Source organism: Micromonospora sp. NPDC048842 (genome assembly GCF_040649935.1).
In the GTDB taxonomy this organism is placed as follows: Bacteria; Actinomycetota; Actinomycetes; order Mycobacteriales; family Micromonosporaceae; genus Micromonospora; species Micromonospora hortensis.
The window spans coordinates 75,851-102,397 of record NZ_JBEZGK010000013.1 but is presented as its reverse complement, the minus strand read 5'-3'; the positions used below and the strand labels follow the sequence as shown (position 1 = coordinate 102,397).

Genomic DNA, 26,547 nt, shown 5'->3' with positions numbered 1-26,547 from the left:
CGGGCGTCTAGGCCCTGGTCAGAGGCTTGTGGTGGTCAGCGTCGACGGCGAGCGACAGCGCTGAGGGCGAGTGCCGCGACGGCGAGCGCGACACCGGAGAGCGCCGGTTTGTGCGTACCGACCCAGAGCGCCGCGGAACGGTTACGCGCCTGTTCGCGGAAAACACCCGCCGTGCCCCGGTCCGTGTCGGCATCGCCGGGGTGATCCAGATTGTCCCGCCAGGTCGCCGGATCGATCTTCTCACCGGTCTGCTGGCTGTCGTAGCCGTCGCGGGCCAGCTTCCGGTCCAGCAGGCCGGGGAACAGGGCGTCGCCCACCCGCGCCTGCCAGGTCGGGCCACCCACGTTCAGCTCCCTGGTGCCGCGGTCGGCGGCCCAGACGATGGCCCGGGCGGCCAGTTCCGGAGTGAAGATCGGGGGCACCGGCTGCGGATGCCGGGGGAGCCGGGTGCGGACCCAGGAGAACTGCGGCGTGTTGACAGCGGGAAGCTGCACCATTGACAACTTCACAGCCGGGCAGTCGTGCAGCAGTTCGGCGCGCAGCGAGTCGTTGAACCCCTGGACGGCGTGCTTGCTGGCGCAGTACGCCGACTGGAGCGGGATCCCCCGGTAGGCCAACGCCGAGCCCACCTGCACGATCGTGCCCCGCCCGTGCGCCCGCATGTGCCGCAGCGCGGCGAGGGTGCCGTGCACAGTGCCCAGGTAGGTGACCTCGGTGACCCGACGGAACTCACGCGCCGGAATCTCCCAGGCCGGCGCGAACACCGACGCCATCGCATTGTTGATCCACACGTCGATGCCGCCCCAGCGGTGCACCACGTCGTCGGCGGCCTGCTGCACCGCGCCCGCGTCGGCCACGTCGACCTGGTACACCCGCACGTCGGTCGCGCCGCGCAGCCGGCACTCCCGCTCGGCGGCGGCCAGACCCGCCTCGCCCCGAGCCAGCAGCGCCAACCGAGCGCCGCGGGCCGCGTACGCGTGGGCGACGGCCCGGCCCACGCCGGCGCTCGCGCCGGTCACCACAACGGTCCGGGTCACGAGGCCCCCTTCTGTCGGGTGGCGATGTCGGCGAGCCGGTCCAGCGTCTCCCGGTTGCGCAGGTGCAGCACCAGATCGTTGATCTTGTTGTGGACCCACCGCAGTGGGCCAGCCGCGAAGTCCTCCCCGAGGCGTACCCGGGTGGCGTCGTCGCCGACCGGCTCCAGGGTGAAGGCCACTATCGCCTCGCCCGCCGGCCAGAGCCCGGCCTTGAGCACGAGCCGGTGCGGCGGCTCGCAGACCAGCACCGTCGAGGCGTCCTGCAAGGAGAGCGGCCACGGCCCGGCACGGTGGTGCAGTTGGCTGCCCACCCGGGGCCAGGCGTCGTCCACGTCCCGCATGTGCGCCGTGCCGACCACCCAGTCGCTGTACGTCCACCCGTCCGCGAGCACGTCGAACACCTGCTGCGGGGAGGCGTCGATCACTTTCTCCACAATCGCCACCGGGATCCCATACCCGGGGCGCGGCACGGGCTAACAACTGACCGGGTTAGCTTCTCTCGGACGGCGGGTAAGGCCGACCCGGGGCATCGCTGGCGGCGCTGGCCCACCCCCTTGACGACGACGTTTACTCCTCGGGGCGCAGGGAACCCGCCGGCTGTGCGACAGGACCAGGAGGATCCGTATCAGCGCAGGTCAGCCCAGGTGTACGCCGCTGCTGACCGCGCCGGTTCCAGGTTTGTCGCAAGCCCCCGAGCGGTGCTCTACGACGCGGTGCTGCTGGACCGCGACGGCACCCTGATCGAGGACGTGCCGTACAACGGCGACCCGGAGAAGGTGCGGCCGGTGCCGGGCGCGCGGGCGGCGTTGGACCGGCTGCGCTCGGCCGGTCTGCGGCTGGCGGTCGTCACGAACCAGTCGGGCCTGGCCCGGGGTTACTTCACCGGTGAGCAGATGCGGGCGGTGCACGCCCGCGTCGAGGAGCTGCTGGGCCGGTTCGACGCGTGGCTGGTCTGCCCGCACGACGACGCCGACGGCTGTGACTGCCGCAAACCGGCGCCGGGCCTGGTGTACGCCGCTGCCCGCGAGCTGGGCACGACGCCGTCCCGCTGCGTACTCGTGGGCGACATCGGCCGGGACGTCGGCGCCGCCATGGCCGCCGGGGCCGCGGCGGTGCTGGTGCCCACCCCGGTGACCCGGCCGGAGGAGGTCGCCGCCGCCGGGTGGGTGGCCACCGATCTGCCGGCGGCGGTGGCGGAGATCCTGCGTCGCCAACAGGCCGTGCAGCCCTCGACCCCGCCCACCGAACCGGTACGGACGGCGCTCGTGGTCCGCTCGGACTCGGCCGGTGACGTGCTGGTCACCGGCCCGGCGATCCGTGCCGTCGCGGCCGGAGCGGAGCGGGTGGTGCTGCTGTGCGGGCCGCGCGGCAGGGCCGCCGCCAACCTGTTGCCCGGCGTCGACGAGATCATTGAGCATCCGCTGCCGTGGATCGACCCCAACCCTGGGCCGGTCGATCCGGAGGCCATGCGGAGCCTGTCCGCGCGGCTGGGCGCTGTCGGCGCGGACCAGGCGGTGGTGTTCACCTCGTTCCACCAGTCCGCCCTGCCGCTGGCGCTGCTGTTGCGGATGGCGGCGATCGACCGGATCGCGGCGATCAGCGACGACTATCCGGGCTCGCTGCTGGACATCAGGCACCGGGTTCCGGTGGGCGTGCCCGAACCCGAACGTGCCCTCTCCCTTGCCGCCGCCGCGGGCCACCGTCTGCCCGACGGCGACGAACCGGTCCTGCGGCTCCGCCGGGACGCCGTGCCGCCGCGCCCGGCCGACCTCGGCGATCCAGGTTACGTGGTGCTGCACCCCGGGTCGGCCGCGTCGAGCCGGGCCTGCCCGCCCGAGGTGGCCACCCGGATCGTCGGGGCGCTGGCCGACGCCGGGCACCGGGTGCTGGTCACCGGCGGCCCGGACGAGCGCGCGGTCACCGCCCGGGTCGCCGCGGCCGGCGGCACCGACCTGGGTGGCCGCACCGACCTGGCCGGCCTGGCCGCTATCGTCGCGGACGCCAGCGCGGTGGTGGTCGGCAACACCGGGCCCGCGCACCTGGCGGCCGCCGCCGGTGTGCCGGTGGTGAGTCTCTTCGCGCCGACCGTCCCGTTCGGCCAGTGGGGGCCCTACCGGGTGCCCACCGTCCGGCTCGGCGACGCCGCCGCTCCCTGCCGGGACACCCGGGCGGCCAGTTGCCCGGTCCCCGGGCACCCCTGCCTCAGTGGCGTCGACCCGGGCGACGTGGTCGACGCGCTCCGGACCCTCGCCGTCAGCGGTGGTGGCGGCCGATGAACATCCTGCTCTGGCACGTGCACGGCTCCTGGACCACGTCGTTCGTGCACGGCAGCCATCGCTACCTGATTCCCACCACACCCGACCGCGGCCCGTACGGCCTCGGCCGGGCCCGCACCTACCCGTGGCCGGACAGCGCTGTCGAGGTCAGCCCGGAGGAGCTGCCGAGCGCTGACGTCGACATGGTCATCCTGCAACGCCCCGAGGAGATCGACCGGGCCGAGCAGTGGCTTCGTCGCCGCCCTGGGCGCGACCTTCCCGCGATCTACGTCGAGCACAACACCCCCAAGGGCGACGTGCCGAACACCCGCCACCCGATGGCCGACCGCGACGACCTGCTCATCGCCCACGTCACCGGGTTCAACCAGATCTTCTGGGACACCGGCGCCACCCGCACCACAGTGGTCGACCACGGCATCGTCGCCCCCTCCGCGTCCTACACCGGCGAACTGGACCGGCTCGCCGTGGTGATCAACGAGCCGGTACGGCGAGGTCGGGTCACCGGCACCGACCTGCTGCCCCAGTTCGCCGAGATCGCGCCGCTGGACGTCTTCGGCATGGGCGTCGCCGGCCTGGCCGACCACCTCGGGCTGCCTGCCGACCGGCTGACCAGCCACGACGACGTGCCCCAGGAGCGGATGCACACCGAACTGGCCCGGCGAAGGGCGTACCTGCACCTGTGCCGGTGGACCTCCCTCGGGCTGAGCCTCATCGAGGCGATGTCGATCGGCATGCCGGTCGTCGCGCTCGCCACCACCGAGGCGGTGATGGCGGTGCCCCCGGAGGCGGGGGCGCTCGCCACCCGGACCGACACCCTGCTCGACGCCGCCCGCCGGTTCATCGCCGAACCGGCTACCGCGCGGCAGGCCGGAGCGGCGGCGCGAACCGCCGCTCGCGACAGGTACGGCCTCGACCGTTTCCTCGCTGACTGGGACCGGCTGCTGGAGGAGGAAGTATGCGGATCGCGATGATCTCGGAGCACGCCAGCCCGCTCGCCGTCCTCGGAGGGGAGGACGCCGGCGGCCAGAACACGCACGTCGCGGAGCTGTCCGCCGCGCTCGCCGCCGCCGGGCACGAGGTGCGGGTCTACACCCGCCGCGACGCGCCCGACCTGCCGGTGACCGTCCGCAGCCCGGACGGGTACGACGTGGTGCACGTGCCGGCCGGCCCGGCCGAGCCGGTCGCCAAGGACGCGCTGCTGCCGCACATGCGGGAGTTCAGCAACTGGCTGATCGAGCGCTGGCGCGGCGGCGACTGGGTGCCCGAGGTGATCCACGCGCACTTCTGGATGAGCGGCCTGGCCGGGCTGACCGCCGGGCGGCAGACCGGGGTGCCGGTGGTGCAGACGTACCACGCGCTGGGCACTGTGAAGCGTCGCTACCAGGGTGTGCAGGACACCAGCCCGGCCCGACGGGTCTCCTACGAGCGGGAGCTGGGCCGCTCGGTGGACCGGATCGTCGCGCAGTGCCGCGACGAGGTGGGCGAGCTGGTCCGGATGGGTGTGCCCCGGTCCCGGATGACAGTGGTGCCCTCCGGGGTCAACCTCGCCACCTTCGCCCCGCTCGGGCCGGCCGCCGACCGGGAACCGGGACGAGCCCGGATCCTCACAGTGGGTCGGCTTGTCGAGCGCAAGGGCTTCCAGACCGTGATCCGCGCGATGGCGCTGGTCCCGGACGCCGAGTGCGTGGTCGTCGGCGGCCCACCCGAGGGGCTGTTGGAGACCGACCCGTACGCCCGCCGGCTGCGGGCCCTCGCGGAGTCGTGCGGGGTGGCCGACCGGGTGCACCTGGTCGGCGCGGTGCCCCGGGAGGAGATGGGCCGCTGGTACCGCTCGGCGGACCTGCTGGTCGCGGCGCCCTGGTACGAGCCGTTCGGGTTGACCCCGCTGGAGGCGATGGCCTGTGGGGTGCCGGTCGTCGGCACTGCCGTGGGCGGCATCCGGGACACAGTTGTCGACGGGACGACAGGTGACCTCGTGCCGGCCCGGGACCCACGCGCGCTGGCCGCCGCGATCCAGGGGTTGCTCGACGACCGGATCAGGCGGTTCGCGTACGCGACGGCGGCGCGTGAGCGGGCCCGGGAGAGGTACTCGTGGGCGGCGACCGCAGAGCGGCTGGTCGAGGTCTACAGCGAGGTGGCCGCCGTGCGCCGGCCGACCCGGGTGGTGGCCTGATGCCGGCGGGCAGCCTGCTCGACACCCACCTGACGAATCTCGCGGCGGCGTTGGTGCCGTACCGACTGTGTGAGCGACAGTTGGCGCGCTGGGGCGCGGACCTGGCCCACCGGCTGGCGGCCGGTGCTCGCCTGCTGGTGGCCGGCAACGGCGGTAGCGCAGCCGAGGCCCAGCACCTCACCGCCGAGCTGGTCGGCAAGCTGCACGACGACCGTCAGCCGCTCTCCGCGATCGCGCTGCACGCCGAGACGAGCGCGCTCACCGCCATCGCCAACGACTACGGATACACCGACGTGTACGCCCGCCAGGTGCGCGCCCACGGCCGCCCGGGCGACATCCTGCTGTTGCTGAGCACCAGCGGAACCAGCCCCAACCTGGTCGCCGCCGCGCAGGCGGCCCGCGACGTCGGGGTGACCACCTGGGCGCTCACCGGCGCCGCTCCCAATCCGCTCGCCGACGCCTGCGACGACGTGCTGGCCGTCGCGTCCCCGGACACCCAGGTCGTCCAGGAGCTGCACCTGGTGACCAGTCATCTGCTCTGCGAGTACCTCGAACAGGAGTTGCCCGCCGCGCTGGCGGCGGCCGCCGATCCGGCGGTCGTCCCCCCCGCGCCCGGCGAGCCCGCACCGGCCGGTCGGCTGCCTGCCGCGCCGGTACGCAGCGGGGTCGAGGTGGTGCTCGACGGCGGGCCCGGACAGCAGATCGACGCGTGAGCCGGACAGCGGGTCGACGCGTGAGGATGAGGAGGCAAGCGTGAGGGGACCGGTGGTGGTGCTCGGGGACACCCTGCTCGACCGGGATGTGGAAGGTGTGGTGAACCGGCTCTGCCCGGATTCCCCGGTCCCGGTGCTCGACGAGACCGTGGCCACCGACCGGCCGGGGGGAGCCGGGCTGGCGGCGGTGTTCGCCGCCGCGCAGGGCGCCGAGGTGGTGCTGGTGACAGCGCTCGCCGACGACGCCGGCGGGGCCCGGCTGAGCGCTCTGCTCGCGGCTGCCGGCGTGCAGGTGTACCCACTGGCCCTCTCCGGCGCGACGCCGGAGAAGATCCGGCTGCGGGCCCGGGGGCGGGTGCTCCTGCGCCACGACCGGGGCGGCACGTCCGGGGAGCCGGGTCAGCCCTCCGACGAGGTGCTCCGGGTGATCGCCGCGGCGTCGGCGGTGCTGGTCAGCGACTACGGCCGGGGGGTGGCCCGGCAGCCCGCGCTGCGCGACGCGTTGGCCGCCACCCGCGCGCCGGTGGTGTGGGACCCGCATCCGCGCGGCCCGGCGGCCGTGCCCGGCGTACACCTGGCCACCCCGAACGAGTCCGAGGTGCGCGAGCTGGTCCCCGCGTTGCCCGGCGCCTCCCGACTGGCCACCGCGTCCCGGGGCGCCCAGGGGCTGCGGCGGCGCTGGCGGGCTGGCGCGGTCGCCGTGACGCTGGGCGGCGACGGCGCGCTGCTCTGCCACGCCGGGTCGACGCCGCTGGTGGTGCCGACGCCGGGTAGCGCAGAGGGGGACACCTGCGGTGCCGGCGACCGGTTCGCTGCGGCGGCCAGCCTCGCACTGGCCCATGGCGCGCTGGTCTCCGAGGCGGTGCAGGTGGCGGTCGCCGAGGCGTCCGCGTTCGTGGCCGGTGGGGGAGTGGCCACCGCCCTGCCTCCGTCGGCGCCTGCGGTGCGGGCCAGGAGTGCGCCGGGGCCGCGAACCCTCAGGCCGGTACCACGAGGTGCTGCGGTGGCCGACCGGGTGGGAGTAGCCGCCGTGGCCACGCTCCTGGGGGAGGTACGCGCCGCGGGTGGCACCGTCGTGGCGACCGGCGGTTGCTTCGACCTGCTGCACGCCGGGCACGTGGCCACCCTGGAGGCGGCCCGGCAGCTCGGCGACTGCCTGATCGTCTGTTTGAACTCCGACGCCAGCGTGGCCGGGTTGAAGGGACCGGATCGGCCGGTGCAGTCCGAGGCTGACCGCGCCCGACTGCTGGCCGCCCTGAGCTGCGTCGACGCGGTCCTCATCTTCGACGAGCCGACCCCGGAGACGGCGCTGTCCTGGGTGCGCCCCGACGTGTGGGTCAAGGGCGGTGACTACGCCACCGGCGGTGGGGACGCGAGCGCCACACTGCCGGAGGCGGAGGTCCTGCGCCGCTGGGGTGGGAACACAGTGGTGGTGCCCTATCTGGACGGTCGTTCCACCACCGACCTGATCGTCCGCACGCTTGCGGAGCGGACCCGATGACCGCCACGCGGCCCGGCGCCGGGCCCACGGTCCTGGTCACCGGCGGCGCCAGCGGCCTCGGTGCCGCTGTGGTCGCCGCTGTGGCCGCCTCCGGTGGCCGACCGCTCGTGCTGGACCGCCAGCCGCCGGTCGACGGGGTGTCCTGGACCGAGTGCGACCTGGCCGACACGCGAGCCGCCGAGGTGGCCACCCAGCACCTCGCCGAGCAGGCCGGTGGCCTGGACGCCGTGGTGACCGCCGCCGGCACCGACGTGCCGGGCCGACTCGCCGATCTGCCCGGGGAGACCTGGGACCGGATCGTCGCCGTCGACCTGCTGGCCACCGCGGCGGTGATCCGGGCCGCGCTGCCGTTCCTGCTGACCTCCCGAGGCCGCATCGTCACCGTCGCCTCCACCCTGGGCGTCAAGGCGGTCAGCGACGCCACCGCGTACTGCGCCGCGAAGTTCGGCGTGGTGGGGTTCACTCGAGCCCTCGCCGCCGAGCTGGCCGGTCAGGTCGGCGTCACCCTGCTCATCCCGGGTGGAATGCGCACCGCGTTCTTCGACGAACGTGACCCGCAGTACAAGCCGGGGCCGGACGCGAACCTCAACGAGCCTGCCGACACCGCCGCCGCGATCATGTTCGCGCTCAACCAGCCGCCCGGTTGCGCGGTGCGCGAGATGGTGGTCTGCGCCGAGCAGGAAACCTCGTACCCGTGATCCTCGTGCTGCGCGCCCTCGGCGTCGGCGATCTGGTGACCGCGGTGCCCGCGCTGCGGGCGCTGCGGGCCGCGTACCCGTCGCGGGAGCTGGCGCTCGCCGCGCCCGGCTGGCTGGCACCGCTGGTCGACCTGGTCGGTGGCGTCGACCGGCTGGTGGACACCGCAGGGCTGGATCGCCCTCTCCGGGTGGGGTCGGCCCCGTGGATCGCTGTCAACCTGCACGGACGCGGCCCGCAGTCGCACCGGCTGCTCGCGGCCACGGGGCCCGGTCGGCTGCTCGCCTTCGCCAGCCCGGACGCCGGCTGCGCCGACGGCCCGCGCTGGGCAGTCGACGAGCACGAGGTGGACCGGTGGTGCCGGCTGCTGTCCTGGTACGACATCCCGGCCGACCGCGGCGACCTCAGCCTGCGTCGGCCCGCTTCGGCGGGGCTGCCCAGCGGTGTCACACTGCTGCACCCGGGCAGCAAGATCCCGGCCAAGCGGTGGCCCGCCGAGCGGTTCGCCGCGCTGGCCCGGGCACTGACCGACCAGGGGCACCGGGTGCTGCTCACCGGCTCGGCCGACGAACGGGCGTTGGCGGCCCGGGTGGCCGAGGCGGCGGGCCTGAGCGCGGACGCGGTGCTGGCCGGCCGGACCGACCTGGGCGCGCTCGCCGCGCTGGTGGCCGACGCCCGGCTGGTGGTCAGCGGGGACACCGGCGTCGCTCACCTGGCCACCGGGTACGGCACCCCGTCGGTAGTCCTCTTCGGGCCGGTGCCACCAGCGCACTGGGGGCCTCCACCGGACCGGCCACGGCACCGGGTGCTCTGGGCCGGCGAGGTGGATTGGCCCAGGTGGGACGGGGTAGGAAGCCACCCGACGATGGCGGCTCTACGCCTCGACGAGGTGCTGGCCGCCGTGGCCGAGGTGGAGAGGGTGGTGCGGGTCTCCGGTGCGGTTGCGGCGTAGCGACCCGGGTCGACCGGGGTACGGACGGCGTCGGCGCGGACGGGGTTGGCTCTTCGTCGACCCTTCCGGGGCTCCGGTGCGGGATCCGGATGTCCTGGCCCGGCTGCGGGAGTTGGTCATCCCGCCGGCCTGGCAGGACGTGTGGATCGCGCCGCACCCGAACGGGCACATCCAGGCGATCGGAATCGACGCGGCCGGACGCAAGCAGTACGTCTACCACCAGCGGTGGCGGGAGAAGCAGGACGAGGCGAAGTTCGACCGCGTGTTGGAGGTGGCCCGGCGGCTGCCGGCGCTGCGTGAGCGCGTGGGCCGCGACCTGGACGGGCGTGGACTGGGCCGGGACCGGGTGCTGGCCACTGTGGCCCGACTGCTGGACATGGGGATGTTCCGGGTCGGCAGCGACCAGTACGCGGCCGGCGACGACCCGACGTACGGGGTCGCCACCCTGCGCCCCGAGCATGCCCGGTCCCGAGGCGGCTGCGTGGTGCTCGTGTTTCCCGCGAAGGGGGGCATCGAGCAGGTACGCCGGATCGAGGACCCGGAGCTGTGCCAGGTGCTGGCCAATCTGCGCCGTCGTCGGCGACGGGCGGAGCGGCTGTTCGGCTACTGGGACGGCCGGGAGTGGCGCGACGTGCGCAGCGACGAGGTCAACGGCTACCTCCGCGATGCCAGCGGTGGGGAGATGACCGCGAAGGACTTCCGCACCTGGCACGCGACAGTGCTCGCGGCCACCGAATTGGCCACCGCCGGTCCGGCCCGCTCCGTGACCGCCCGACGCAAGGCGGTGGTCGCCGTGATGCGTGCGGTGGCGGAGCTGCTGGGCAACACGCCGACGGTGGCTCGGGCGTCCTACGTGGACCCGAGGGTGGTCGACCTCTATCACGACGGGGTGGTGGCGTCGCTGGATCCGCGGGCGCCTCGCGAGGAGGCGGAGCGGGTCGTCCTGGAGCTGCTGGAGAAGTCCTGACCGGCCCCGTCGGCGATTCTGGGGGGAAGCGCGACGGGACCGGAGCCTCGGGCGTCAGCGGGGTACCACCGGGCGGCCGCCCGCCGCGCGAGGGCGGCGGGCGCCTCGCCACGGCCCCCGTTGGCGGCCCACCAGGTGATGGCCGGCCGCGTTGGTGTCAGTCTGCCGGCAGCGAGTTGACAGTAGACGCCTGGCGGTTGACGATCCGCGCCAAATCCGAGCCACCGTCGCGGTGTTCCTGCGGGGTGGTGCCGTACGCGGCCCGGAATGCCCGGCTGAAGTGGGCCTTGTCGGGGAACCCCCACCGCGCCGCGACGGTCTGCACGGGCTGATTGCGCAGCGCCGGGTCGGTCAGGTCCCGCCGGCACCGGGCGAGCCGCAGATCCCGGATGTACGACGCCACAGTGGCGTCCTCGGCCTCGAACAACCGGTGCAGGGACCGCACCGAGATGTGGTGGGCGTCGGCGACGACCTGCGGGCCGAGCGTCGCGTCGCCGAGGTGGCGGTGGATGTACGACTGCACCTGGGTGAGCAGCGCGCGGCGGCGGACCTCGGTGGGTACGGCGTCCTCGGCGACGAGGTGCCGGCCGAGCATTGTGGTGGCCAGGTCGAGCCCCACCGCGCCGAGCCGGCTGGCGTCGGCGGCATGGTACTGCTCGGGGTGCCCTGTCACCTGGAGCAGGAACTGCGCCAGCAGCGCCCCGATCCCCTCGCTGCCGGACATCTGGCCCCCGTAGAGCGCGGCCATCCGCTGTGGTGGCAGTGGCAGGGCGGAGTGCGGGATCATCGTGACGATCGAGCTGGCCTGGTCCCGGTTGGGCTCGGTGGCGTGGTGACAGACGTCGTGCGGCCGGGACGCGTCGTAGAAGGTGAAGTTGCCGGCCAGAATCTCGCTGCGGCGGCCGCCCTGGCTGGACGTGCCGATGCCGCCGGTGGTGAGGGCGAGGATGTAAAGCTCCGGGTCGGCCTGACGGACCAGCTTCGGGGTCCGGGTGGCATCCAGGGACGGGTATTCGTACTGCACCAACTGGATCGGGCCGAGCGCTATGAAGTCGGCGCGGGCGGCGAAGTCGTCGGTGTGCGCGGACTGCATGCGCAGCGGCACCGAGGTGCGCGCCACCAGGTCCAGCCACATGCCGAACCGTTCGCCCGGTGGCAGGACCCGGGTGTCGATGGTGTCTCTCGGCAGCATGGAACTCCCTCAGCCCGTTCGGCGGCGGATCAGCGCCTCGACGCCGTCGAGGATCCGGTCCAGGCCGAAGGTGAACTCGTCGTCGGGGTCGTCGTCCTGGGCGAGCACGCCGGCGCTCAGCACCCGGTGTAGCGCGGGGAAGCGGGCCGGGTCGATGAGTCGGGCCACCAGCCGGCCGTACGCCGGCATCATCTCGCTGGGCTCGACGCCGGCCGCCCGGCCGCCCTCGGCGACCTGCGAGGTGAGGGTGGCCTCGTTGCGGACGTACCCGGTGATCAGCAGGAGCACCGACATCTTCTCGCCCTCGCCGAGCGCGGTGCCGTCGAGGCAGCGCAGCCCGTCCTCCATCCAGCCGAGCTGCTGCGGGGTGATCGGTGGGCCGCTGATCGGCACGTGCAGCAGCCAGGACCGTTGCCGCAGTGCCTCGTGCTCGGCCCAGGCCCACCGGGTGAGGGCGGCGCGCCAGTCGTCCTCCGGCGCGGGCGGTCCGGGGGGTGGGCCGTACCCGGTGTCCACCATGAGCATGAGCAGCTCGTCCTTCGAGCCGACGTACCGGTAGAGGGCCATGGTCGCGGCGCCCAACTCCTTGGCCACGCGGCTCATCGAGACGGCCGCCAAGCCGTCGGCGTCGGCCACGCGTACGGCGGCGTCCACGATGGCGGGCACGCTCATTCCCGGCCGGGGGCCCTTGGGTGGTCGCTCCCGTAGCCCCCACGCGCTCTCGATGGACGCCGGGAGCACGGGCCCGCTGTCGTCTGTCTTCGCCGCCACATGTCCTCCTTGCCCCGCCATCCTAGTTCTGCGTATGGTCTACGCATAACAGCGTACGACATACGCAGAAGGGGAAGTGACCATGATGATCACCACCACACCGGCACCGCGAGCGGGCCGGCGGGAGTGGATCGGGCTCACGGTGCTGATGCTGCCGCTGCTCCTGGTCTCGATGGACGTGTCGGTGCTCTACTTCGCCGTCCCGTTCATCAGCGCGGAGTTGCGCCCCACCGCCACCGAGCAACTGTGGATCTTCGACATCTACGGCTTCGTGCTGGCCGGGCTGCTCATCACCATGGGTGCCCTGGGTGACCGGATCGGCCGACGCCGGCTCCTGCTGATCGGCGCCATCGCGTTCGGGGCGGCGTCGCTGCTGGCCGCGTACGCCGACAGCACCGCGACGCTGATCGCCGCGCGTGCCGTGCTCGGCGTCGGTGGGGCCACCCTGATGCCCTCGACGCTCGCCCTGGTGCGCAACATGTTCCACGACGCCAAGCAGCGCGGCACCGCCATCGCCATCTGGACCGCCACCCTCACCGGCGGCATCGCGATCGGTCCGGTGCTCAGCGGCATCCTGCTGGAGCACTTCTGGTGGGGCTCGATCTTCCTCATCAACATCCCGGCGATGCTGATGCTGCTCCTGCTCGCCCCGCTCCTGGTGCCCGAGTTCCGCAACCCGGCGACCGGGCGGTTCGACCTGGTCAGCGCCGCACTGTCGCTCGGCGCCCTGCTGCCGGTGATCTACGGCATCAAGGAGATGGCCCGCGACGGCCTCAGCCCGGTGCGGGTGCTCGCCATCGTCGGCGGTCTGCTGGTGGGGGCGCTGTTCCTGCACCGGCAGCGGACCCGGGCGTACCCGATGGTCGACCTCGCGCTGTTCCGCCGTCGCGGCTTCGCCGGGTCGCTCGCTGTGAACCTGTTGGCGATGTTCGCCATCGTCGGCTTCGCCATCTTCACCACCCAGCACCTCCAACTGGTGCTCGGCCTGAGCCCGCTGCGGGCGGCGCTGTGGAGCCTCGTGCCGTCCCTTGCCGTGGGTGGAATCGCGCCAGCCGCCGCCGCCCTGGCCCAGCGCGTCGAACGGGCGTACCTGATCGGTGCGGGGTTCGGGATCGCGGTGGTCGGCTTCGTGGTCCTGACCCGGGTCACGCCGGAGACGCCGCTGTGGCTGCTGCTCGTCGGCGCCAGTGTCTACGCGGGCGGCCTGGTGATGGTGATGTCCCTCGTCACCGAGCTGGTCCTCGGCGCGGCGCCGCCGGAGCAGGCCGGTGTCGCGTCGGCGCTGACCGAGTCCAGCAGCGAGCTGGGCGGTGCGTTGGGAATGGCGATCCTGGGCAGCGTGGGCGCGGCGGTCTACCGCAGCGAGATTGTCGACGGCCTGCCGGCCGGCCTGCCCGCCGACGCCGAAGCCGCGGCCCAGGAGACCCTGGGCGGTGCGCTCGCGGTCGCCCAGGGGCTGCCGGCGGATCTGGCCGACGCGGTGCGGCACGCCGCCGCTGTCGCGTTCACCGACGGGCTGCACCTGGCCGCGTACGCCGCCATGGCGGTGATGCTGCTGGGCGCGGTCACCGCGCTGGTCGCGCTGCGCGGCATCCGGCCGGCCGACTCCACGGCGCTGGCCGTCGAGCCGACCGGTCCGGCCGACACGTCGTTGTCGTCGGTCAGTCGATGAGCACGTGCGCGAGCCGGTCGCGGAAACGCCGCTCGGAGTCGCTGACCGACTCGCCGCCGATGCCCAGCAACCCCCCGCTGGACGCGGCGCCCACCACCTGCTCGGCGATCTTCACGAGCCAGTGCTTGTACGCGCCGGCCTCGCCCTCGTCGACCCGCGCGGCCAGCAACGCGCCGGCCTCGCCGGCCCGCAGCAGCACGTCGTCGATGTACGCCCCGGGGTCGGCGGGCGCAATGGCCGGCAACTCCTCGCCGGTGTCCGGGTCACCGACACGGGTGACGATCTCGCCGGCCACGGCGGCGACCAGCGGGCTGGCCGACTCCCGGCCGGCGGCGATGGTCTCCAGCCCGGCCGCGTTCTCCGCCATGGTCCGGCGGGTGCCGTCGGACTCGGCGGCGCTCGCCGCGGTCAGCACCGACTGCGGCAGGCCGACCAGCAACCCCCACTCCTCGTCGGAGAAACCGAACCCGGTGTACGCCGGCTGCTCGATCACGACAACGCCCCTTCCGCCCTGCTCTGCTTGGTCAATCGATGCTCTGGTTGGTCGATCCACCGGGCCCGAAACCGGCGCCCGGGTCAGGCTAGTCCAGGGTCAGCAGGCCCTGTTCGGACACCACGCGCACCGACAACGTCTTGTACCCGACCTCCTCGAAGAGGACCGTCATCTTGTCCTCCTCGTAGGAGAGCACCATGCCGGACCCCCACTCCGGGTGCCGCACCTGGCTGTGCACCGGGAACGGACCCACAGCGCCCTGGTCGGCCACGCTGGTGCCGTTGTGGCAGTTGTCGCAGTGGCCGCAGACCTGCGTCATCTGCTCGCCGAAGTAGGCCAGCAGGGTCTGCCCCCGGCAGGCCCGGGTCTCGGCGAAGGCCCGCATCATGTCGGTGCGCGACCGGGTCACCGTCTGCTGGCGCTCCGCCTCGGCCAGCGCCGCCGCGGCGGCGTCGGTCGGGGTGGGGGAGTAACGGGGCGCGCCGATGCGCTGTCGTGCGCGCGGTTCGGCCGCCCCGACCTGCTCCAACAGGGAGAGGTACTGGCCCAGCTTGCGTGGCCCGAGGCCGGTGGTCTCGCGCAGTTCGGTCTTGGTGGCCGGCTTGCGGCGCAGCAGCGCGGCGAGGTCGCGCAGCTCGTCGACGTCGGGCAGGCCGCCGCTGAAGAACCGTTGCAGGCCCACGTCCTCGGCCTGCCAGAGCAGCAGCACCCGGGCTGGTTGCCCGTCGCGGCCGGCCCGGCCGATCTCCTGGAAGTAGCTGTCGGGTGAGTCGGGCAGCGCCATGTGCACCACCCAGGCGATGTTCGGCTTGTCGATGCCCATGCCGAACGCCGAGGTCGCCACCATGATGGGGACCTGGTCGGCGAGGAACGCCTCGTGCAGTTCGTGGCGTGCGCCGGCCGCCATCCCACCGTGGTAGAACTGCGTCGGGTAGCCGGCGTCGGTCAACCGGGTGGCCAACTCCTCGGCGGCGCGCCGGGTCGGCACGTAGATGATCCCGGGCCGTTCGTCGTCGCTCAGCAGCGCGATCAGTCGCCGCCACCGGTAGTCCTCGGTGGGGCAGTGCGCGACCTCGACGAACAGGTTCGGCCGGTCCAGCCCGGAGACCACCACCTCCGGGTCGCGCAGCCGCAGCCGGGCGACGATGTCGTCGCGTACCGGAGGGGAGGCGGTGGCGGTCAGCGCGACCACCGGCGGTCGGCCGATGCCGTCGATGAGGTGCCCGAGGGCCAGGTAGTCGGGGCGGAAGTCGTGCCCCCACGCGGAGATGCAGTGCGCCTCGTCGATCGCCACCAGGGCCGGCTTCAGCGCGGCGACCTCGGCCATCCGGTCCGGGTTGCTGAGCTGTTCCGGGGTGATGAAGAGGAACTCCGCCCGCCCCTCGCGGATCTCGGTGATCGCCTCCGCCTGCTGGGTGGGCGACTCGTTCGAGCTGATCCGCACCGCCCGCAGCTCCGGGCGTTGCCGCTCGTTGAGGGAGGCGATCTGGTCCTGCTGGAGGGCCAGCAGCGGGGAGATCACCACTGTGGGGCCGGGGATCAGGCTCGCCGGGATCTGGTAGATCGCCGACTTGCCGGCGCCGGTGGGCAACACCACCAGGGCGTCGCGTCGCTTCATCACGGCGCGCATGGCGGCCAGTTGGTTGGGCCGTAGCGCCTTCCAGCCGAAAAGGCTGCGGGCCGCGCGGCGCAACGTCATCGAGTGCGTGGACAGTTTCATCGAGGGCCGGAGGTACCCGAGCCCATGACCGCCGAAACGCATTCGGACGATCATGGGCCCGTTGATCGTCGGCTCAACGCAGGCGGGGCAGGACCTCGCGCTGGTAGAGGTCGAACAGACCCTGGTAGTGCGGGCCGGTGTTGGCCACGTACACCTCGTCGAAGCCGGCCTTGGCGTACTGGTCGATCATCTCCAGGTGCGCGTCGACGCTGTTGCCGCAGACGAACGCCTCCTTCAGCATCTCCGGCCTGACCAACTCGGCGGCCTGCTCGAAGTGCCGCGGCGAGGGCAGCACCTGGGACAGCTCACCCGGCACCCCCGCGTTGGGCCAGCGCTCGTACGCGATGCGCAACCCCTCCTCCTCGCTGTCCGCGTACGCCGCCTTGAAGCCGGCCTGGCACGGCTTGTCGCCGCCGCCGTTCTCGCGGAAGCGCCGGACCATCTCGCCGTCGGGCATCGTGCTCACGTAGCCGTCACCGATGCGCGCGGCCAGGTCGATGGCCTTCGGGCCGAAGCCGGAGACGTAGATCGACGGTGGGGTGTCGGGCAGCGTGTAGATCCGCGCGTTCTCCACTGTGTAGTGCTTGCCGTGGTGGCTGACGAAGCCGCCGTCCCACAGGGCGCGCAGCACCTCGACGGCCTCCTCCAGCATCTCCAGCCGGACGTCGGCCTGCGGCCAGGCGTCGCCGAAGATGTGCTCGTTGAGCGCCTCACCGGTGCCGACGCCGAGCACGAAGCGCCCACCGTGCAGCACCGCGCTGGTCGCCGCCGCCTGCGCGATCACGGCCGGGTGGATCCGCACTGTCGGGCAGGTCACCGCCGTGGTCACCGGCAGCGAACAGACCTGGCTGAGCGCGCCGATCATCGACCAGACGAACGGGCTCTGGCCCTGTGCGTCCACCCAGGGGTGGTAGTGGTCGGAGATCCACAGCGCCTCGAAGCCGGCCCGTTCGGCACCGCGCGCCTGCTCCAGCAACTCGGCTGGAGTGAACTCCTCACTGGACAGAAAATATCCGATCTTCATGGCTTACCCCTTCGGCACGCGGACCTGCTGATGGGGAGAGCCGTACCCCGGCGGAGCGCGGTCACACCGGTCCGCGACGCGGGGCGGGTCAGCGTCGGCCGAACATCGCCCGGATCGCGGCGAGGAGCAGCAGGGCGCCGACCACCAGGCCGAGCAGGCGTACGCCGGGGATGTCGGCCGGGCTCGTCGCGTCGGCCAGCAGGACGGGATCCATCCCCGCACTCTCCCCGGGGAGCGGGCCGCCAGGCAACTGTAAGGTTTATTGACTATTGAATCGCTCAGTGTGACCATGGCAGGACCGCCTGCCGGTGGCGGTGCGCCGAGGGCGCGCGAGAGATGGGGTACGGGGGCCGCATGAGCGAGCGCAACCAGCGGATCGACGGGGGCGCACCGTCGCCGGTGATCGACATCGATCACTGCGAGGGGGCGGCGTGACAACCACCAACGGGCACCTCCCGGCGCTCGCCGCCGCCGTCCTGCAACCCGGCTTCGTCGGCACCACCCCACCACCATGGGTCTGCCGCTGGCTCGGCGAGGGTCTCGGCTCGGTGGTGCTCTTCGCCCGCAACGTCGTCGACACCGAGCAGGTGGCCGCCCTCACCGCGACGCTGCGCGCCGAACGGCCGGACGTCATGGTGGCGATCGACGAGGAGGCCGGCGACGTCACCCGGCTGGAGTCGGTGCACGGCAGTTCCCGGCCCGGCAACTTCGCCCTCGGCGCTGTCGACGACCCGGAGCTGACCGAGGCCGTCGCTCGCGACCTCGGCGCCGAGCTGGCCAGGGCGGGGGTCACCCTCAACTACGCCCCGGACGCCGACGTCAACTCCAATCCGGCGAACCCGGTGATCGGCGTCCGCTCCTTCGGCGCCGACCCGGCGCTGGTGGCGCGGCACACCGCCGCCTGGGTCCGCGGGCTCCAGGCCGGCGGCGTCGCGGCCTGCGCCAAACACTTCCCCGGGCACGGCGACACCCGGGTCGACTCACACCACGACCTGCCCCGGATCACCGCCGACCGGGACCGGCTGGACGCCTGCGAACTGGCCCCGTTCCGCGCCGCCGTGGCCGCCGGGGTGCAGGCGGTGATGACCGGTCACCTGCTGGTGCCCGCGCTCGACCCGCACCTGCCGGCGACGCTGAGTCAGCGCATCCTGGGCGGGTTGCTCCGCGACGAGATGGGCTTCTCCGGCGTGGTGGTCACCGACGCGGTGGAGATGCGCGCGGTCGCCGACCGGTACGGCTTCGCCGGGGCGACGGTCCGCGCCCTCGCCGCCGGGGCCGACGCCATCTGCATCGGTGGCGAACGGGCCGACGAGCAGGCCGCCCGCGAGCTGCGCGACGCCATCGTCGCCGCCGTCATCTCCGGCGAGCTGCCCGAGGAACGTCTCGCCGAGGCCGCCAAGCGCGTCGGTCAACTCGCCGCCTGGACGGTGGCCGCCCGCAGCGCCGGCTCGGCCGGAGCGCGCGCCGCCGCCGACGTCGGCCTGGTCGCGGCCCGCCGGGCCGTCCGGGTCACCGCCGCCCCGGGCACAACTGTCGCGCTGCCCCTGACCCGCGCGGCACACGTCGTCGAGTTCGAGCCGCTGCGCAACATCGCCATCGGCGCCGAGACCCCGTGGGGCATCGGCGGCCCGCTGACCGAGCTGCTGCCCGGCACCAGCACGGTCCGCTACGCCGAACCCGACGTGCCGGCGGACCCGGGCGCCGGGGCGGGCAGCCGCCCCCTGGTCCTGGTCGTCCGCGACCAGCACCGGCACGACTGGATGCGCGACGCCGTGCACCGCGCGTTGGCCGCCCGGCCGGACGCGGTCGTGGTCGAGTTGGGTGTGCCCGAGCTGGTCACCGGGGCTGTGCACCTGGCCACCCACGGCGCCACCCGGGCCAGCGGGCAGGCCGCCGCCGAGGTGCTCACCGGCGCCCGCTGACGGCCCGCGCTAGGGAAGGTCGGCGACCAGGTCGGCGTACTCGGGGTGCTTGTCGATGAACGCGGCCATGAAGGGGCACTGCGGCACCAGCTTCGTGCCGCGTGCCCGGAGCTGGTCCAGGGTGCCGCGGATCAGCGTGCCGCCCACCCCCTTGCCCTGAAAACCCCGGTCCACCTCGGTGTGGGTGAAGACCAGGACCTCCCCGCGCGGCAGGTACGCGGTGAAGCCGGCCAGCGCGTCGTCGACAAGGATCTCGAAGCGGTGCTTCGCCGGGTTGTCCTCGACCAGGGTGCTCATCCGGCCATTCTCCCCGCCCGCTCGGCCAGCGCGTCGAGTTCGCCGAGCAACCGGTCCACCTCGTCGGCCGTGTTGTAGTGGTAGATGCTGGCCCGCACCGCGCCGCCGCTGTCGCGCAGACCCATCAGCTGGAAGTACTCGTAGGCGTAGTAGTCGCCGACGGAGAGGCAGAACCCGGCGGCGCCCAACGCCTCCTGCGTGGCCGCCGGGGACATCCCGGCGACCCGGAACGAAACGGTCGGGCAGCGCCGCGCCGGCGAGCCGTAGACGGTGATCGCCGGCCGCTGCGCCAGCCCGGCGAGCAGCCGTTCCAGCAGTGCCTCCTCGTGCGCCTGGGCGGCGGCCAGCCCGGCCCGCAGCCGGGCCCGCCGGTCCCCGACCGCGTCCGGGTCCAGCCCCGCCAGGTGATCCACCGCCGCGGCCACGCCGGCCAGCAGCGGGAAGCTCGGCGTGCCGTACTCGAACCGGTCCGGCACCGCGTCGGAGGACGGCACCAGCTTCGCCGGGCGCAACGCCGCCCACCGGGCCGGGTCCGCCACCATCGCCGCCAGGTGCGGGCCGGACCACTTGTACGCGCTGGTGACCAGCACGTCGGCGCCGAGCGAGGCCAGGTCGGTCGGTCCGTGCGGAACCGAGTGCACCGCGTCGACGTAGACCAACGCGCCGACCGCGTGCGCGATCTTGGCGATCGCCGGCACGTCCGGCATGGTGCCGATGGCGTTGCTACCCGCGGTCACCGCCACCAACCGCGTCCGCTCACCCACCAGGTCCGCGTACTGGGCCGCGGGCAGCTCACCGGTGTGCCGGTCGACCTCGGCCCAGCGCACCGTCGCGCCGGCCGCCTCGGCGGCCTGCACCCACGGCCGCACGTTCGCGTCGTGGTCGAGCCGGGAGACCACCACCTCGTCACCGGGGCGCCAGGCCGCGCCGAGCGTGCGCGCCAGGGTGTACGTCAGCGCGGTGGCGCTCGGGCCGAGCACCACCCCGGCCGGGTCGGCGCCGAGCAGGTCGGCCACCGCCGAGCGTGCTTCGGCCACCAGCTCCAACGACCGGCGGCCCGGGAGGAAGGCGGCGCTGCGGTTGCCGACCGCCGACCGCATGGCGTCGGTGACCGCGTCGATCACACCGGCTGCGGTCTGGGTGCCGCCGGCACCGTCGAAGTGGACGAAGCCCTCGGTCAGGGCGGGGTACGCGGCCCGGGTGCGGGCGATGTCGAACGGCATGTCCCGGACCCTAGCCGGTGCGCCTCGTACGCTGGTCGGCCGCCAGGTGATCACCGTTGGGCGGTGTCCTCGCGGATGTCTCGTACTCTTGGCGAGGTGACGAACCGACCCGCCACCATGCCCATTCCCTCCGTCCGCCGCGCCGCCGGTCTCTTCGCCGGTCTGGCGCTCGGCCTCGCCGTGCTCGCCGGGTGCAGCTCCCAGGGCGCCTCCACCGACTGTTCGGTGGACGCCTGCACCGTCACCTTCGAGCGGGGTGTCGACGCGAGGACCACCATCCTGGGCGTCGAGGCCAAGTTGGTCGGCGCCGAGGGTGACCAGGTGACCGTCGAGGTCGCCGGTGAGCAGCTCACCCTCACCACCGGCCAGCAGGCCGCCGAGGCCGGGGGCTTCGCTGTCACCCTGGACAGCGTGACCGACCAGCAGGTCAAGATCCGCGTAGCGCGCAACCCGGGCAGCTGATCCGGGCGGGCGGCGGTGGCCGACGTTTGGGAATCTTCAGAATCGGAGATTGTGACGCCATGTCACTCACCCGTAGCGCCGAAGCCACCGCCTCCCGAACGGCGGACAGCCGGTGGCTGGAACTCCTCGCCCGGGCCGGCTTCATCGGCTACGGCATCGTCCACCTCCTCTTCGCCTGGTTGGCGTTGCAGATCGCGTTCGGCACGTCGTCCGACGACGGCGACCAGTCCGGCGCGCTGCGTACCCTCTCCGCACAGCCCCTCGGCAAGTTCCTGGTCATCGCCGTCGCTGTCGGCCTGCTCGCGATGGCGATCTGGCAGGCGCTGGAGGCGGCGGTCGGGCACCGCGCCGAGCGCGGCAAGGAGCGGGTCATGGAACGGCTCGCCTCGACCGGCCGGACCATCGTCTATCTCTACTTCGCCTGGACCGCATTCAAGGTGTTCAAGGACGCCGGATCGAACAGCGCCGACCAGCAGGAGGCGTTGACCGGCAAGCTGATGACCTCCAGCGGTGGTCGCTGGCTGGTCGGCCTGGCCGGCCTGGTCGTCGCCGCGATCGGCATCGGCCTGGTGATCTACGGCGCCCGCAAGAAGTTCGAGAAGCACCTCAAGACCGGCGAGATGAGCCCGAAGACCCGCCAGCTCGCCCGCCGGCTGGGCATGGCCGGATACATCGCCAAGGGCGTCGCCTACGGCATCGCCGGTCTGCTGGTCATCGTGGCCGCGGTGAACTACGACCCGGAGAAGGCCCGTGGTCTGGACGCCGCGCTGCACGCCCTGCGTGAGCAGTCGTACGGCATGTTCCTGCTGACCCTCGTCGCCCTCGGCATCGCCGCCTTCGGCGTCTACTGCTTCCTCCAGTCCCGGTACCGCAAGGTCTGAGCTGGTCGATACCACGGATGTCGGGCACTCTTGGGCTTTTGCCCGAAGTGCCCGACGCCTGGTCGAAGGGGAGCACCGAAGCCGTGCAGAACTATCTCGAAACGGCCGTCGCCGCGCTCGTCGCGGCGGCGGTCGCCCTGTTCCTGGTCGAGGTCGTCCACCGGTTGACCCGGCGGTTCGGCCGCCGATCACTGCTGTTGACCGAGTTGACCGACCACGCGCACCGCCCGTTCCAGGTCGCCGCAACGGTCCTGGCCGTGCAGTTCGCCGTCCGCTTCACCACCGGGTACGCGGTCGGCGAGAGCTGGCGTCGGCTGTTGCTGCACCTGCTCATCCTCGGCGTCATCGCCACCATGGCCTGGCTGGTCGCCGGTCTGCTGGTCGTCGTGGAGGACACCGCGCTGGCACGGTTCCGGGTCGACGTTCCCGACAACCGGCACGCCCGGCGGGTCCGAACCCAGGTGGTGATGCTGCGCCGACTGACCATCGCGGTGGTCGTCATCCTGGCCGTCGGCGTGATGCTGATGACGTTCCCCAGCGTCCGGGGCATCGGCGCCGGTGTGCTGACCTCGGCCGGTCTGGTCGGTGTGGTGGCCGCGCTCGCCGCGCAGAGCCTGCTCGGCAACGTCTTCGCCGGCCTCCAGCTCGCCTTCAGCGACGCCGTCCGGCTCGACGACGTCGTCGTCGTCGAGGGGGAGTGGGGTCGCATCGAGGAGCTGACCCTCAGCTACGTCGTCGTGCAGATCTGGGACGACCGCCGGTTGATCCTGCCCACCTCGTACTTCACCAGCAAGCCGTTCCAGAACTGGACCCGGACGGAGGCGGCGGTGCTCGGCACCGCCGAATTCGACGTCGACTGGGCGGTGCCCGTGCAGACCATGCGCGAGGAACTGCGCCGCCTCGTCGAGGGCACCGAGTTGTGGGACGGGCGGGTCTGCGTCCTCCAGGTCACCGACGCCACCGGCGGGACGGTCCGGTTGCGCGCGCTGGTCAGCGCCGCCGACGCGGGCAGCCTGTGGGACCTGCGCTGCCTCGTCCGGGAGCACCTGGTCGCCTGGATCCGGGACAACCGCCCGACCGCGATGCCCCGGCTGCGCACCGAGCTGGGCGACTCCAACAGCAACCTGTCCTGGCAGTGGGTGCAGCCGAGGCGGCCGGCCCGCCGCCTGTCCGACACCGAGGCGCCCGACGACGCCCGTGTCTTCGGCGGCAGCGACGACGGCGACGCCCGCAGCGAAGCCTTCGTAGGCCCCGAAGAAACCCGCCCCTAACGCCCCCGTCTGCGTCTCCACACCTGTTGATCATGAAGTTATCGCCTCCCGCCTCGGCGTGTCTCGGCAATAACTTCATGATCACCGCAATGGGGGTGGAGGGGTTGGTTGCGCGAGGTTTGGTCGGGCTTGGGTGGGGGATGTGCTGCCGGACGTCTCTGGCGTGATCGCGGCGGCTGGCTGCGTATTGGCGGCGCGGCGTCCGGACAACGGGGACGGTGAGCTGCTTGGCGCGCTTTAGGATTGACGAGCGGCGACTTCGGGCATACAGCGCGGTGATGAGGAAAGGAGGACAGCATGGCTGACGTGGCGAAAGCCCGCACATCCCAGAACGGGAGCGAGCCCTCCACCGCCGAGTTGGTGCAGCGGGCCACTGAGCAGATCTCCCGCCTCGTACGGGACGAACTGACGCTGGCCCGAGCGGAGTTGACCCAGAAGGGTAAGCACGCGGGCATCGGGATCGGCCTGTTCGGCGGCGGTGGCGCGCTCGCGTTCTTCGGTCTGGGTGCGCTGGTCGCCACGGCGATCCTGCTGCTCGACCTGGTGTTGCCCGCCTGGGCCGCGGCGCTGATCGTGGCGGTGGCCTGTTTCCTGGTGGCCGGCATCCTCGCCCTGGTGGGCAAGAAGCAGGTCAGCCGTGCCGTCCCGCCGGTGCCGGCGGCCACGGTCCGTAGCCTGCGGGCAGACATGGACACCGTCACCGCCGCAGTGAAGGACAGGGGGCGGCAATGACCGGTAACGGGACCGGCGACACGGAGGCCCTCCGCGAGGAGATCCGTCGCACCCGGGTCGAGTTGGGCGAGACGATGGAGGCGCTGGCCGCCAAGGCCGACGTCAAGGCGCGTCTGAAGGAGTCTGCCGAGCAGGCCAAGGAGCGGATGCGGGAGCAGGCGGCGCAGACCGTCGCCCGGGTCCGCGGGCAGGCCGCGCGTGGCGCCGGGATGGCGCGGGCGCAGGCGTACGAAAAGGGTGAGTTGGTACGCGCACAGGCGTACGACAAGGGCGAGTTGGTGCGCCGCAACCCGGTGCCGTGGGCGGCCATCGCGGCCGGCGCGGTGGCCACCGTGGTGGTGCTGATGATCGTGCGGGGGAGGCGTAGGTGAGTAAGAGCATCGGCAGGGTCGCGTACCGGCCGGTCGGGGTGTTGTTGGGTATCGCCGCGGGCACTGTGGCCGGGGCGATCTTCCGGCAGGTCTGGAAGGTGACCGCCGGCGACGGTGAGGCGCCCAACGCTACCGACGAGGATCGCGGCTGGGGCGAGATCCTGGCCGCCGCGGCGTTGCAGGGCGCCATCTTCGCGGTCGTCCGGGCCGCCGTGGACCGGGGCGGCGCGGTCGGCGTACGCCGGATGACCGGCAGCTGGCCGGACTGACCAGCAGCGACTTCAGCCCCCTTCCCGCATCGATGGGAAGGGGGCTTTCGCATGGCATCGCACGCCGCCCAGCGCACCTGAGGCATCCGTCAGGTCACATGTCGGAGAAATTCGTCGGAGAGGTCGTGACAGACTTTTTACCTCCGTGATTTGCTGGTCCCCGCTGTTGCGAGATGGCGTGGGTTGAGAGAAGTCTCCTTTGTGGGGCCGCCTCAGGCGCCGCTGCTCAAAAACGGCCAATCGGCCGGACGGCGTGCACGGCCGCCAGTTTTTAGAGGGAGAAACACATGGCTCAGGGAACCGTGAAGTGGTTCAACGCTGACAAGGGCTTCGGCTTCATCACCGTCGATGGTGGGGGTGCTGACGTGTTCGTCCACTTCTCGGCCATCCAGACCAGCGGCTACCGCTCGCTGGAGGAGAACCAGCGGGTGGAGTTCGAGATCGCTCAGGGTCAGAAGGGCCCGCAGGCTGAGCAGGTCCGCCCCATCTGAGTAGGACGGCCGGCCCCCGCCGGCCAGTGGGACGATCCGGCTCAAGGGTCACGGGAAAGCCCCGCATCCCGGTTGGGATGCGGGGCTTTCGCCTGCTCGGGTTCGCCGGTGCAGCGGGCGGTCAGCCTCAGGCTCGCCGGTGCAGCGAGCGGTCAGCGTCGACGCGAGCGCAGGCCGAACCAGAGCACCACCAGCCCGGCCACCGTCACGAGCGGGCCGATCACCGCCCAGATCTTCTCGTCGGTCATCACGCTGCCGCTGACGTAGCCGAGACCCTGGACCGTCCACACCGCACCGATCACCACGGCCAGTAGGCCGAGGGTGAGCGTAAGCCAACCCCTCATCGCGTCCCCTCTCCGCCGCCCGGGGCGGCGCGCCGCCGTCCAGCATCGCCGGCCGGATGGCGTGATGCGAGCACCCCGGGCGCGCGGGTCACCACCGGTCGTGCACCTGCGGGCGGATCAACTCGTCGTAGGTGTCGCGGACGGCTGTCAACTGCTCGTCGGTGAGCGGGGACAGGGCCGCCGCGGCGGCGTTGCGTCGGGCCTGGTCGGCGTCGCGGGCACCGGGGATGACCACTGTGACGCCGGCCTGGTCCAGCACCCAGCGCAGGGCGAACTGCGCCATCGTGCGGTCCGCGTCGACGAGCGGGGCCAGCCGGCGTACGGCGGCCAGACCTCGGTCGAAGTCGACTCCGGAGAACGTCTCGCCGACGTCGAAGGCCGCACCGTGCCGGTTGTAGTTGCGGTGGTCGTCGGCGGGGAACTCGGTGTGCTCGTCGTAGCGGCCGGAGAGCAGGCCACTGGCGAGCGGCACGCGGGCGATGATGCCGACACCGGCCGCGGCCGCGGCCGGGAGCACCCGCTCCAGTGGCTTGTGGCGGACCGCGTTGAGGATGATCTGGACGCTCGCCACCCCCGGTCGGGCGATCGCGGTGAGGGCCTGGTCGCAGGTCTCGACGCTGACCCCGTACCCGGCGATGGCCTTCTCGGCGACGAGGGTGTCCAGGCCGTCGAAGACCTCGTCGGAGGAGAAGACCTCGGTGGGCGGGCAGTGCAACTGGACCAGGTCCAGGGTGTCCATGCCCAGGTTGGCCCGGGAGCGGTCGGTCCACTGCCGGAAGTTGGCCAGGGTGTACGCCTCCGGCCGCTGCTCGACGCGGCGGCCCATCTTGGTGGCGACGGTCAGCCCGGCGTCGGGTCGGCTGCGCAGGAAGCGGCCGATCAGCTGCTCGCTGCGGCCGTCGCCGTACACGTCGGCGGTGTCGAGGAAGGTGACCCCGGCGTCCACGGCGGCGGCGAGCACCGCCATCGCGTCGTCCTCGCTGACGGTGCCCCAGTCGGCGCCGAGTTGCCACGCGCCCAGGCCGACCGCGCCAACGGTCCGGCCGAGCCGGTTGAAGCTGCGCTGTTCCATGCCCCGAGCCTAGTGATCGGGTTGC

The 26,547-nt window shown here is 72.8% G+C and carries 29 protein-coding genes; 17 read left to right on the top strand and 12 right to left on the bottom strand.

Going from position 1 to position 26,547, the window contains the following annotated elements; genetic code table 11:
- Nucleotides 1–35 precede the first annotated feature (35 nt).
- Both AB0C19_RS19860 and AB0C19_RS19855 read right to left on the bottom strand, forming a co-directional pair.
- On the bottom strand, nt 36–1,037 hold the full coding sequence (locus AB0C19_RS19860; protein WP_357187300.1) for an SDR family oxidoreductase: 1,002 nt from the start codon (nt 1,035–1,037) through the stop codon (nt 36–38).
- Entirely contained in the window at nt 1,034–1,480 is a 447-nt protein-coding gene (locus AB0C19_RS19855) for an SRPBCC family protein (RefSeq protein ID WP_357187297.1), read from the bottom strand. Before AB0C19_RS19855 ends, AB0C19_RS19860 begins: the two co-directional genes overlap by 4 nt.
- A 156-nt stretch (nt 1,481–1,636) precedes the next feature.
- Between AB0C19_RS19855 and AB0C19_RS19850 the strand changes: the two genes are divergently transcribed.
- The 8 genes from AB0C19_RS19850 to AB0C19_RS19815 are packed head-to-tail and all read left to right on the top strand — an operon-like array spanning nt 1,637 to nt 10,315.
- Nucleotides 1,637–3,313: an HAD-IIIA family hydrolase gene (locus AB0C19_RS19850; protein ID WP_357187294.1), complete on the top strand. Its 1,677-nt coding sequence runs from the start codon at nt 1,637–1,639 to the stop codon at nt 3,311–3,313.
- Entirely contained in the window at nt 3,310–4,284 is a 975-nt protein-coding gene (locus AB0C19_RS19845; protein WP_357187291.1) for a glycosyltransferase, read from the top strand. Before AB0C19_RS19850 ends, AB0C19_RS19845 begins: the two co-directional genes overlap by 4 nt.
- Entirely contained in the window at nt 4,269–5,486 is a 1,218-nt protein-coding gene (locus AB0C19_RS19840; protein WP_357187288.1) for a glycosyltransferase, read from the top strand. Before AB0C19_RS19845 ends, AB0C19_RS19840 begins: the two co-directional genes overlap by 16 nt.
- Nucleotides 5,483–6,199, top strand: a complete 717-nt coding sequence (locus tag AB0C19_RS19835; protein ID WP_357187480.1) for an SIS domain-containing protein — start codon at nt 5,483–5,485, stop codon at nt 6,197–6,199. The genes AB0C19_RS19840 and AB0C19_RS19835 overlap by 4 nt, the downstream gene beginning before the upstream one ends.
- 40 nt (nt 6,200–6,239) lie before the next feature.
- A complete protein-coding gene (locus AB0C19_RS19830) occupies nt 6,240–7,700 on the top strand; it encodes a PfkB family carbohydrate kinase (RefSeq protein ID WP_357187285.1) in 1,461 nt (486 codons plus the stop codon).
- A complete protein-coding gene (locus AB0C19_RS19825; RefSeq protein WP_357187282.1) occupies nt 7,697–8,398 on the top strand; it encodes an SDR family oxidoreductase in 702 nt (233 codons plus the stop codon). Before AB0C19_RS19830 ends, AB0C19_RS19825 begins: the two co-directional genes overlap by 4 nt.
- Nucleotides 8,395–9,348 carry a glycosyltransferase family 9 protein gene (locus AB0C19_RS19820; protein WP_357187279.1) on the top strand — a complete coding sequence of 318 codons (954 nt, stop codon included), beginning with the start codon at nt 8,395–8,397 and terminating at the stop codon, nt 9,346–9,348. Before AB0C19_RS19825 ends, AB0C19_RS19820 begins: the two co-directional genes overlap by 4 nt.
- Complete coding sequence (locus tag AB0C19_RS19815; RefSeq protein WP_357187276.1) at nt 9,332–10,315, top strand: DNA topoisomerase IB; 984 nt, start codon at nt 9,332–9,334, stop codon at nt 10,313–10,315. The genes AB0C19_RS19820 and AB0C19_RS19815 overlap by 17 nt, the downstream gene beginning before the upstream one ends.
- Before the next feature lie 157 nt (nt 10,316–10,472).
- On the opposite strand, the gene AB0C19_RS19810 is transcribed toward AB0C19_RS19815, so the two are convergent.
- Nucleotides 10,473–11,507: a helix-turn-helix domain-containing protein gene (locus AB0C19_RS19810; RefSeq protein WP_357187273.1), complete on the bottom strand. Its 1,035-nt coding sequence runs from the start codon at nt 11,505–11,507 to the stop codon at nt 10,473–10,475.
- A 9-nt stretch (nt 11,508–11,516) separates the two neighbouring features.
- Nucleotides 11,517–12,278, bottom strand: a complete 762-nt coding sequence (locus tag AB0C19_RS19805) for a TetR/AcrR family transcriptional regulator (RefSeq protein ID WP_357187270.1) — start codon at nt 12,276–12,278, stop codon at nt 11,517–11,519.
- Nucleotides 12,279–12,360: 82 nt separating this feature from the next.
- Between AB0C19_RS19805 and AB0C19_RS19800 the strand changes: the two genes are divergently transcribed.
- The gene (locus AB0C19_RS19800; RefSeq protein WP_357187477.1) at nt 12,361–13,950 is read left to right on the top strand and encodes an MFS transporter; all 1,590 of its coding nucleotides are present in this window, start codon (nt 12,361–12,363) and stop codon (nt 13,948–13,950) included.
- On the opposite strand, the gene AB0C19_RS19795 is transcribed toward AB0C19_RS19800, so the two are convergent.
- From AB0C19_RS19795 to AB0C19_RS19780, 4 genes are all read right to left on the bottom strand, one after another.
- Entirely contained in the window at nt 13,940–14,443 is a 504-nt protein-coding gene (locus tag AB0C19_RS19795) for a hypothetical protein (protein WP_238677252.1), read from the bottom strand. The genes AB0C19_RS19800 and AB0C19_RS19795 overlap by 11 nt on opposite strands.
- A gap of 88 nt (nt 14,444–14,531) precedes the next feature.
- Nucleotides 14,532–16,163 (bottom strand): RecQ family ATP-dependent DNA helicase, encoded by a 1,632-nt coding sequence (locus AB0C19_RS19790; protein WP_357187266.1) that lies wholly within the window; start codon nt 16,161–16,163, stop codon nt 14,532–14,534.
- 73 nt (nt 16,164–16,236) lie between these two features.
- The gene (locus AB0C19_RS19785; RefSeq protein ID WP_357187263.1) at nt 16,237–17,187 is read right to left on the bottom strand and encodes a TIGR03557 family F420-dependent LLM class oxidoreductase; all 951 of its coding nucleotides are present in this window, start codon (nt 17,185–17,187) and stop codon (nt 16,237–16,239) included.
- Between the two features lie 88 nt (nt 17,188–17,275).
- Nucleotides 17,276–17,401: a hypothetical protein gene (locus AB0C19_RS19780; RefSeq protein WP_255750123.1), complete on the bottom strand. Its 126-nt coding sequence runs from the start codon at nt 17,399–17,401 to the stop codon at nt 17,276–17,278.
- 217 nt (nt 17,402–17,618) lie between these two features.
- Here AB0C19_RS19780 and AB0C19_RS19775 point away from each other — a divergent pair, with 217 nt between their 5' ends.
- Entirely contained in the window at nt 17,619–19,109 is a 1,491-nt protein-coding gene (locus AB0C19_RS19775; protein ID WP_357187259.1) for a glycoside hydrolase family 3 N-terminal domain-containing protein, read from the top strand.
- A gap of 9 nt (nt 19,110–19,118) precedes the next feature.
- Here the strand turns inward: AB0C19_RS19775 and AB0C19_RS19770 are convergent, their stop codons facing one another.
- Nucleotides 19,119–19,406 (bottom strand): GNAT family N-acetyltransferase, encoded by a 288-nt coding sequence (locus AB0C19_RS19770; protein ID WP_196922212.1) that lies wholly within the window; start codon nt 19,404–19,406, stop codon nt 19,119–19,121.
- Nucleotides 19,403–20,629: a cysteine desulfurase-like protein gene (locus AB0C19_RS19765; RefSeq protein ID WP_357187254.1), complete on the bottom strand. Its 1,227-nt coding sequence runs from the start codon at nt 20,627–20,629 to the stop codon at nt 19,403–19,405. Before AB0C19_RS19765 ends, AB0C19_RS19770 begins: the two co-directional genes overlap by 4 nt.
- A gap of 96 nt (nt 20,630–20,725) precedes the next feature.
- Here AB0C19_RS19765 and AB0C19_RS19760 point away from each other — a divergent pair, with 96 nt between their 5' ends.
- The 7 genes from AB0C19_RS19760 (at nt 20,726) to AB0C19_RS19730 (ending at nt 25,106) form a co-directional block, all read left to right on the top strand.
- Nucleotides 20,726–21,091 carry a hypothetical protein gene (locus AB0C19_RS19760; protein WP_357187251.1) on the top strand — a complete coding sequence of 122 codons (366 nt, stop codon included), beginning with the start codon at nt 20,726–20,728 and terminating at the stop codon, nt 21,089–21,091.
- A 59-nt stretch (nt 21,092–21,150) separates the two neighbouring features.
- A complete protein-coding gene (locus AB0C19_RS19755) occupies nt 21,151–21,972 on the top strand; it encodes a DUF1206 domain-containing protein (protein ID WP_357187248.1) in 822 nt (273 codons plus the stop codon).
- Between the two features lie 83 nt (nt 21,973–22,055).
- On the top strand, nt 22,056–23,243 hold the full coding sequence (locus AB0C19_RS19750; protein WP_357187245.1) for a mechanosensitive ion channel domain-containing protein: 1,188 nt from the start codon (nt 22,056–22,058) through the stop codon (nt 23,241–23,243).
- A 297-nt stretch (nt 23,244–23,540) separates the two neighbouring features.
- Nucleotides 23,541–23,975 (top strand): phage holin family protein, encoded by a 435-nt coding sequence (locus AB0C19_RS19745; RefSeq protein ID WP_030338239.1) that lies wholly within the window; start codon nt 23,541–23,543, stop codon nt 23,973–23,975.
- The gene (locus tag AB0C19_RS19740; RefSeq protein WP_196927356.1) at nt 23,972–24,346 is read left to right on the top strand and encodes a DUF3618 domain-containing protein; all 375 of its coding nucleotides are present in this window, start codon (nt 23,972–23,974) and stop codon (nt 24,344–24,346) included. The genes AB0C19_RS19745 and AB0C19_RS19740 overlap by 4 nt, the downstream gene beginning before the upstream one ends.
- A complete protein-coding gene (locus AB0C19_RS19735; protein WP_130400249.1) occupies nt 24,343–24,615 on the top strand; it encodes a DUF4235 domain-containing protein in 273 nt (90 codons plus the stop codon). Before AB0C19_RS19740 ends, AB0C19_RS19735 begins: the two co-directional genes overlap by 4 nt.
- Before the next feature lie 287 nt (nt 24,616–24,902).
- Nucleotides 24,903–25,106 (top strand): cold-shock protein, encoded by a 204-nt coding sequence (locus tag AB0C19_RS19730; protein ID WP_030338233.1) that lies wholly within the window; start codon nt 24,903–24,905, stop codon nt 25,104–25,106.
- A gap of 152 nt (nt 25,107–25,258) precedes the next feature.
- On the opposite strand, the gene AB0C19_RS19725 is transcribed toward AB0C19_RS19730, so the two are convergent.
- Complete coding sequence (locus tag AB0C19_RS19725) at nt 25,259–25,450, bottom strand: hypothetical protein (RefSeq protein WP_357187240.1); 192 nt, start codon at nt 25,448–25,450, stop codon at nt 25,259–25,261.
- Nucleotides 25,451–25,538: 88 nt separating this feature from the next.
- Nucleotides 25,539–26,522, bottom strand: a complete 984-nt coding sequence (locus tag AB0C19_RS19720; RefSeq protein WP_357187237.1) for an aldo/keto reductase — start codon at nt 26,520–26,522, stop codon at nt 25,539–25,541.
- Nucleotides 26,523–26,547 lie beyond the last annotated feature (25 nt).

Bases quoted from the DNA above. Each gene is read 5' to 3' on its own strand.
- AB0C19_RS19845 (WP_357187291.1), top strand. From the start codon at position 3,310: ATGAACATCCTGCTCTGGCACGTGCACGGCTCCTGGACCACGTCGTTC.
- AB0C19_RS19840 (WP_357187288.1), top strand. From the start codon at position 4,269: ATGCGGATCGCGATGATCTCGGAGCACGCCAGCCCGCTCGCCGTCCTC.
- AB0C19_RS19825 (WP_357187282.1), top strand. From the start codon at position 7,697: ATGACCGCCACGCGGCCCGGCGCCGGGCCCACGGTCCTGGTCACCGGC.
- AB0C19_RS19810 (WP_357187273.1), bottom strand. From the start codon at position 11,507: ATGCTGCCGAGAGACACCATCGACACCCGGGTCCTGCCACCGGGCGAA.
- AB0C19_RS19800 (WP_357187477.1), top strand. From the start codon at position 12,361: ATGATGATCACCACCACACCGGCACCGCGAGCGGGCCGGCGGGAGTGG.
- AB0C19_RS19790 (WP_357187266.1), bottom strand. From the start codon at position 16,163: ATGAAACTGTCCACGCACTCGATGACGTTGCGCCGCGCGGCCCGCAGC.
- AB0C19_RS19785 (WP_357187263.1), bottom strand. From the start codon at position 17,187: ATGAAGATCGGATATTTTCTGTCCAGTGAGGAGTTCACTCCAGCCGAG.
- AB0C19_RS19780 (WP_255750123.1), bottom strand. From the start codon at position 17,401: ATGGATCCCGTCCTGCTGGCCGACGCGACGAGCCCGGCCGACATCCCC.
- AB0C19_RS19770 (WP_196922212.1), bottom strand. From the start codon at position 19,406: ATGAGCACCCTGGTCGAGGACAACCCGGCGAAGCACCGCTTCGAGATC.
- AB0C19_RS19765 (WP_357187254.1), bottom strand. From the start codon at position 20,629: ATGCCGTTCGACATCGCCCGCACCCGGGCCGCGTACCCCGCCCTGACC.
- AB0C19_RS19755 (WP_357187248.1), top strand. From the start codon at position 21,151: ATGTCACTCACCCGTAGCGCCGAAGCCACCGCCTCCCGAACGGCGGAC.
- AB0C19_RS19745 (WP_030338239.1), top strand. From the start codon at position 23,541: ATGGCTGACGTGGCGAAAGCCCGCACATCCCAGAACGGGAGCGAGCCC.
- AB0C19_RS19740 (WP_196927356.1), top strand. From the start codon at position 23,972: ATGACCGGTAACGGGACCGGCGACACGGAGGCCCTCCGCGAGGAGATC.
- AB0C19_RS19730 (WP_030338233.1), top strand. From the start codon at position 24,903: ATGGCTCAGGGAACCGTGAAGTGGTTCAACGCTGACAAGGGCTTCGGC.
- AB0C19_RS19725 (WP_357187240.1), bottom strand. From the start codon at position 25,450: ATGAGGGGTTGGCTTACGCTCACCCTCGGCCTACTGGCCGTGGTGATC.
- AB0C19_RS19720 (WP_357187237.1), bottom strand. From the start codon at position 26,522: ATGGAACAGCGCAGCTTCAACCGGCTCGGCCGGACCGTTGGCGCGGTC.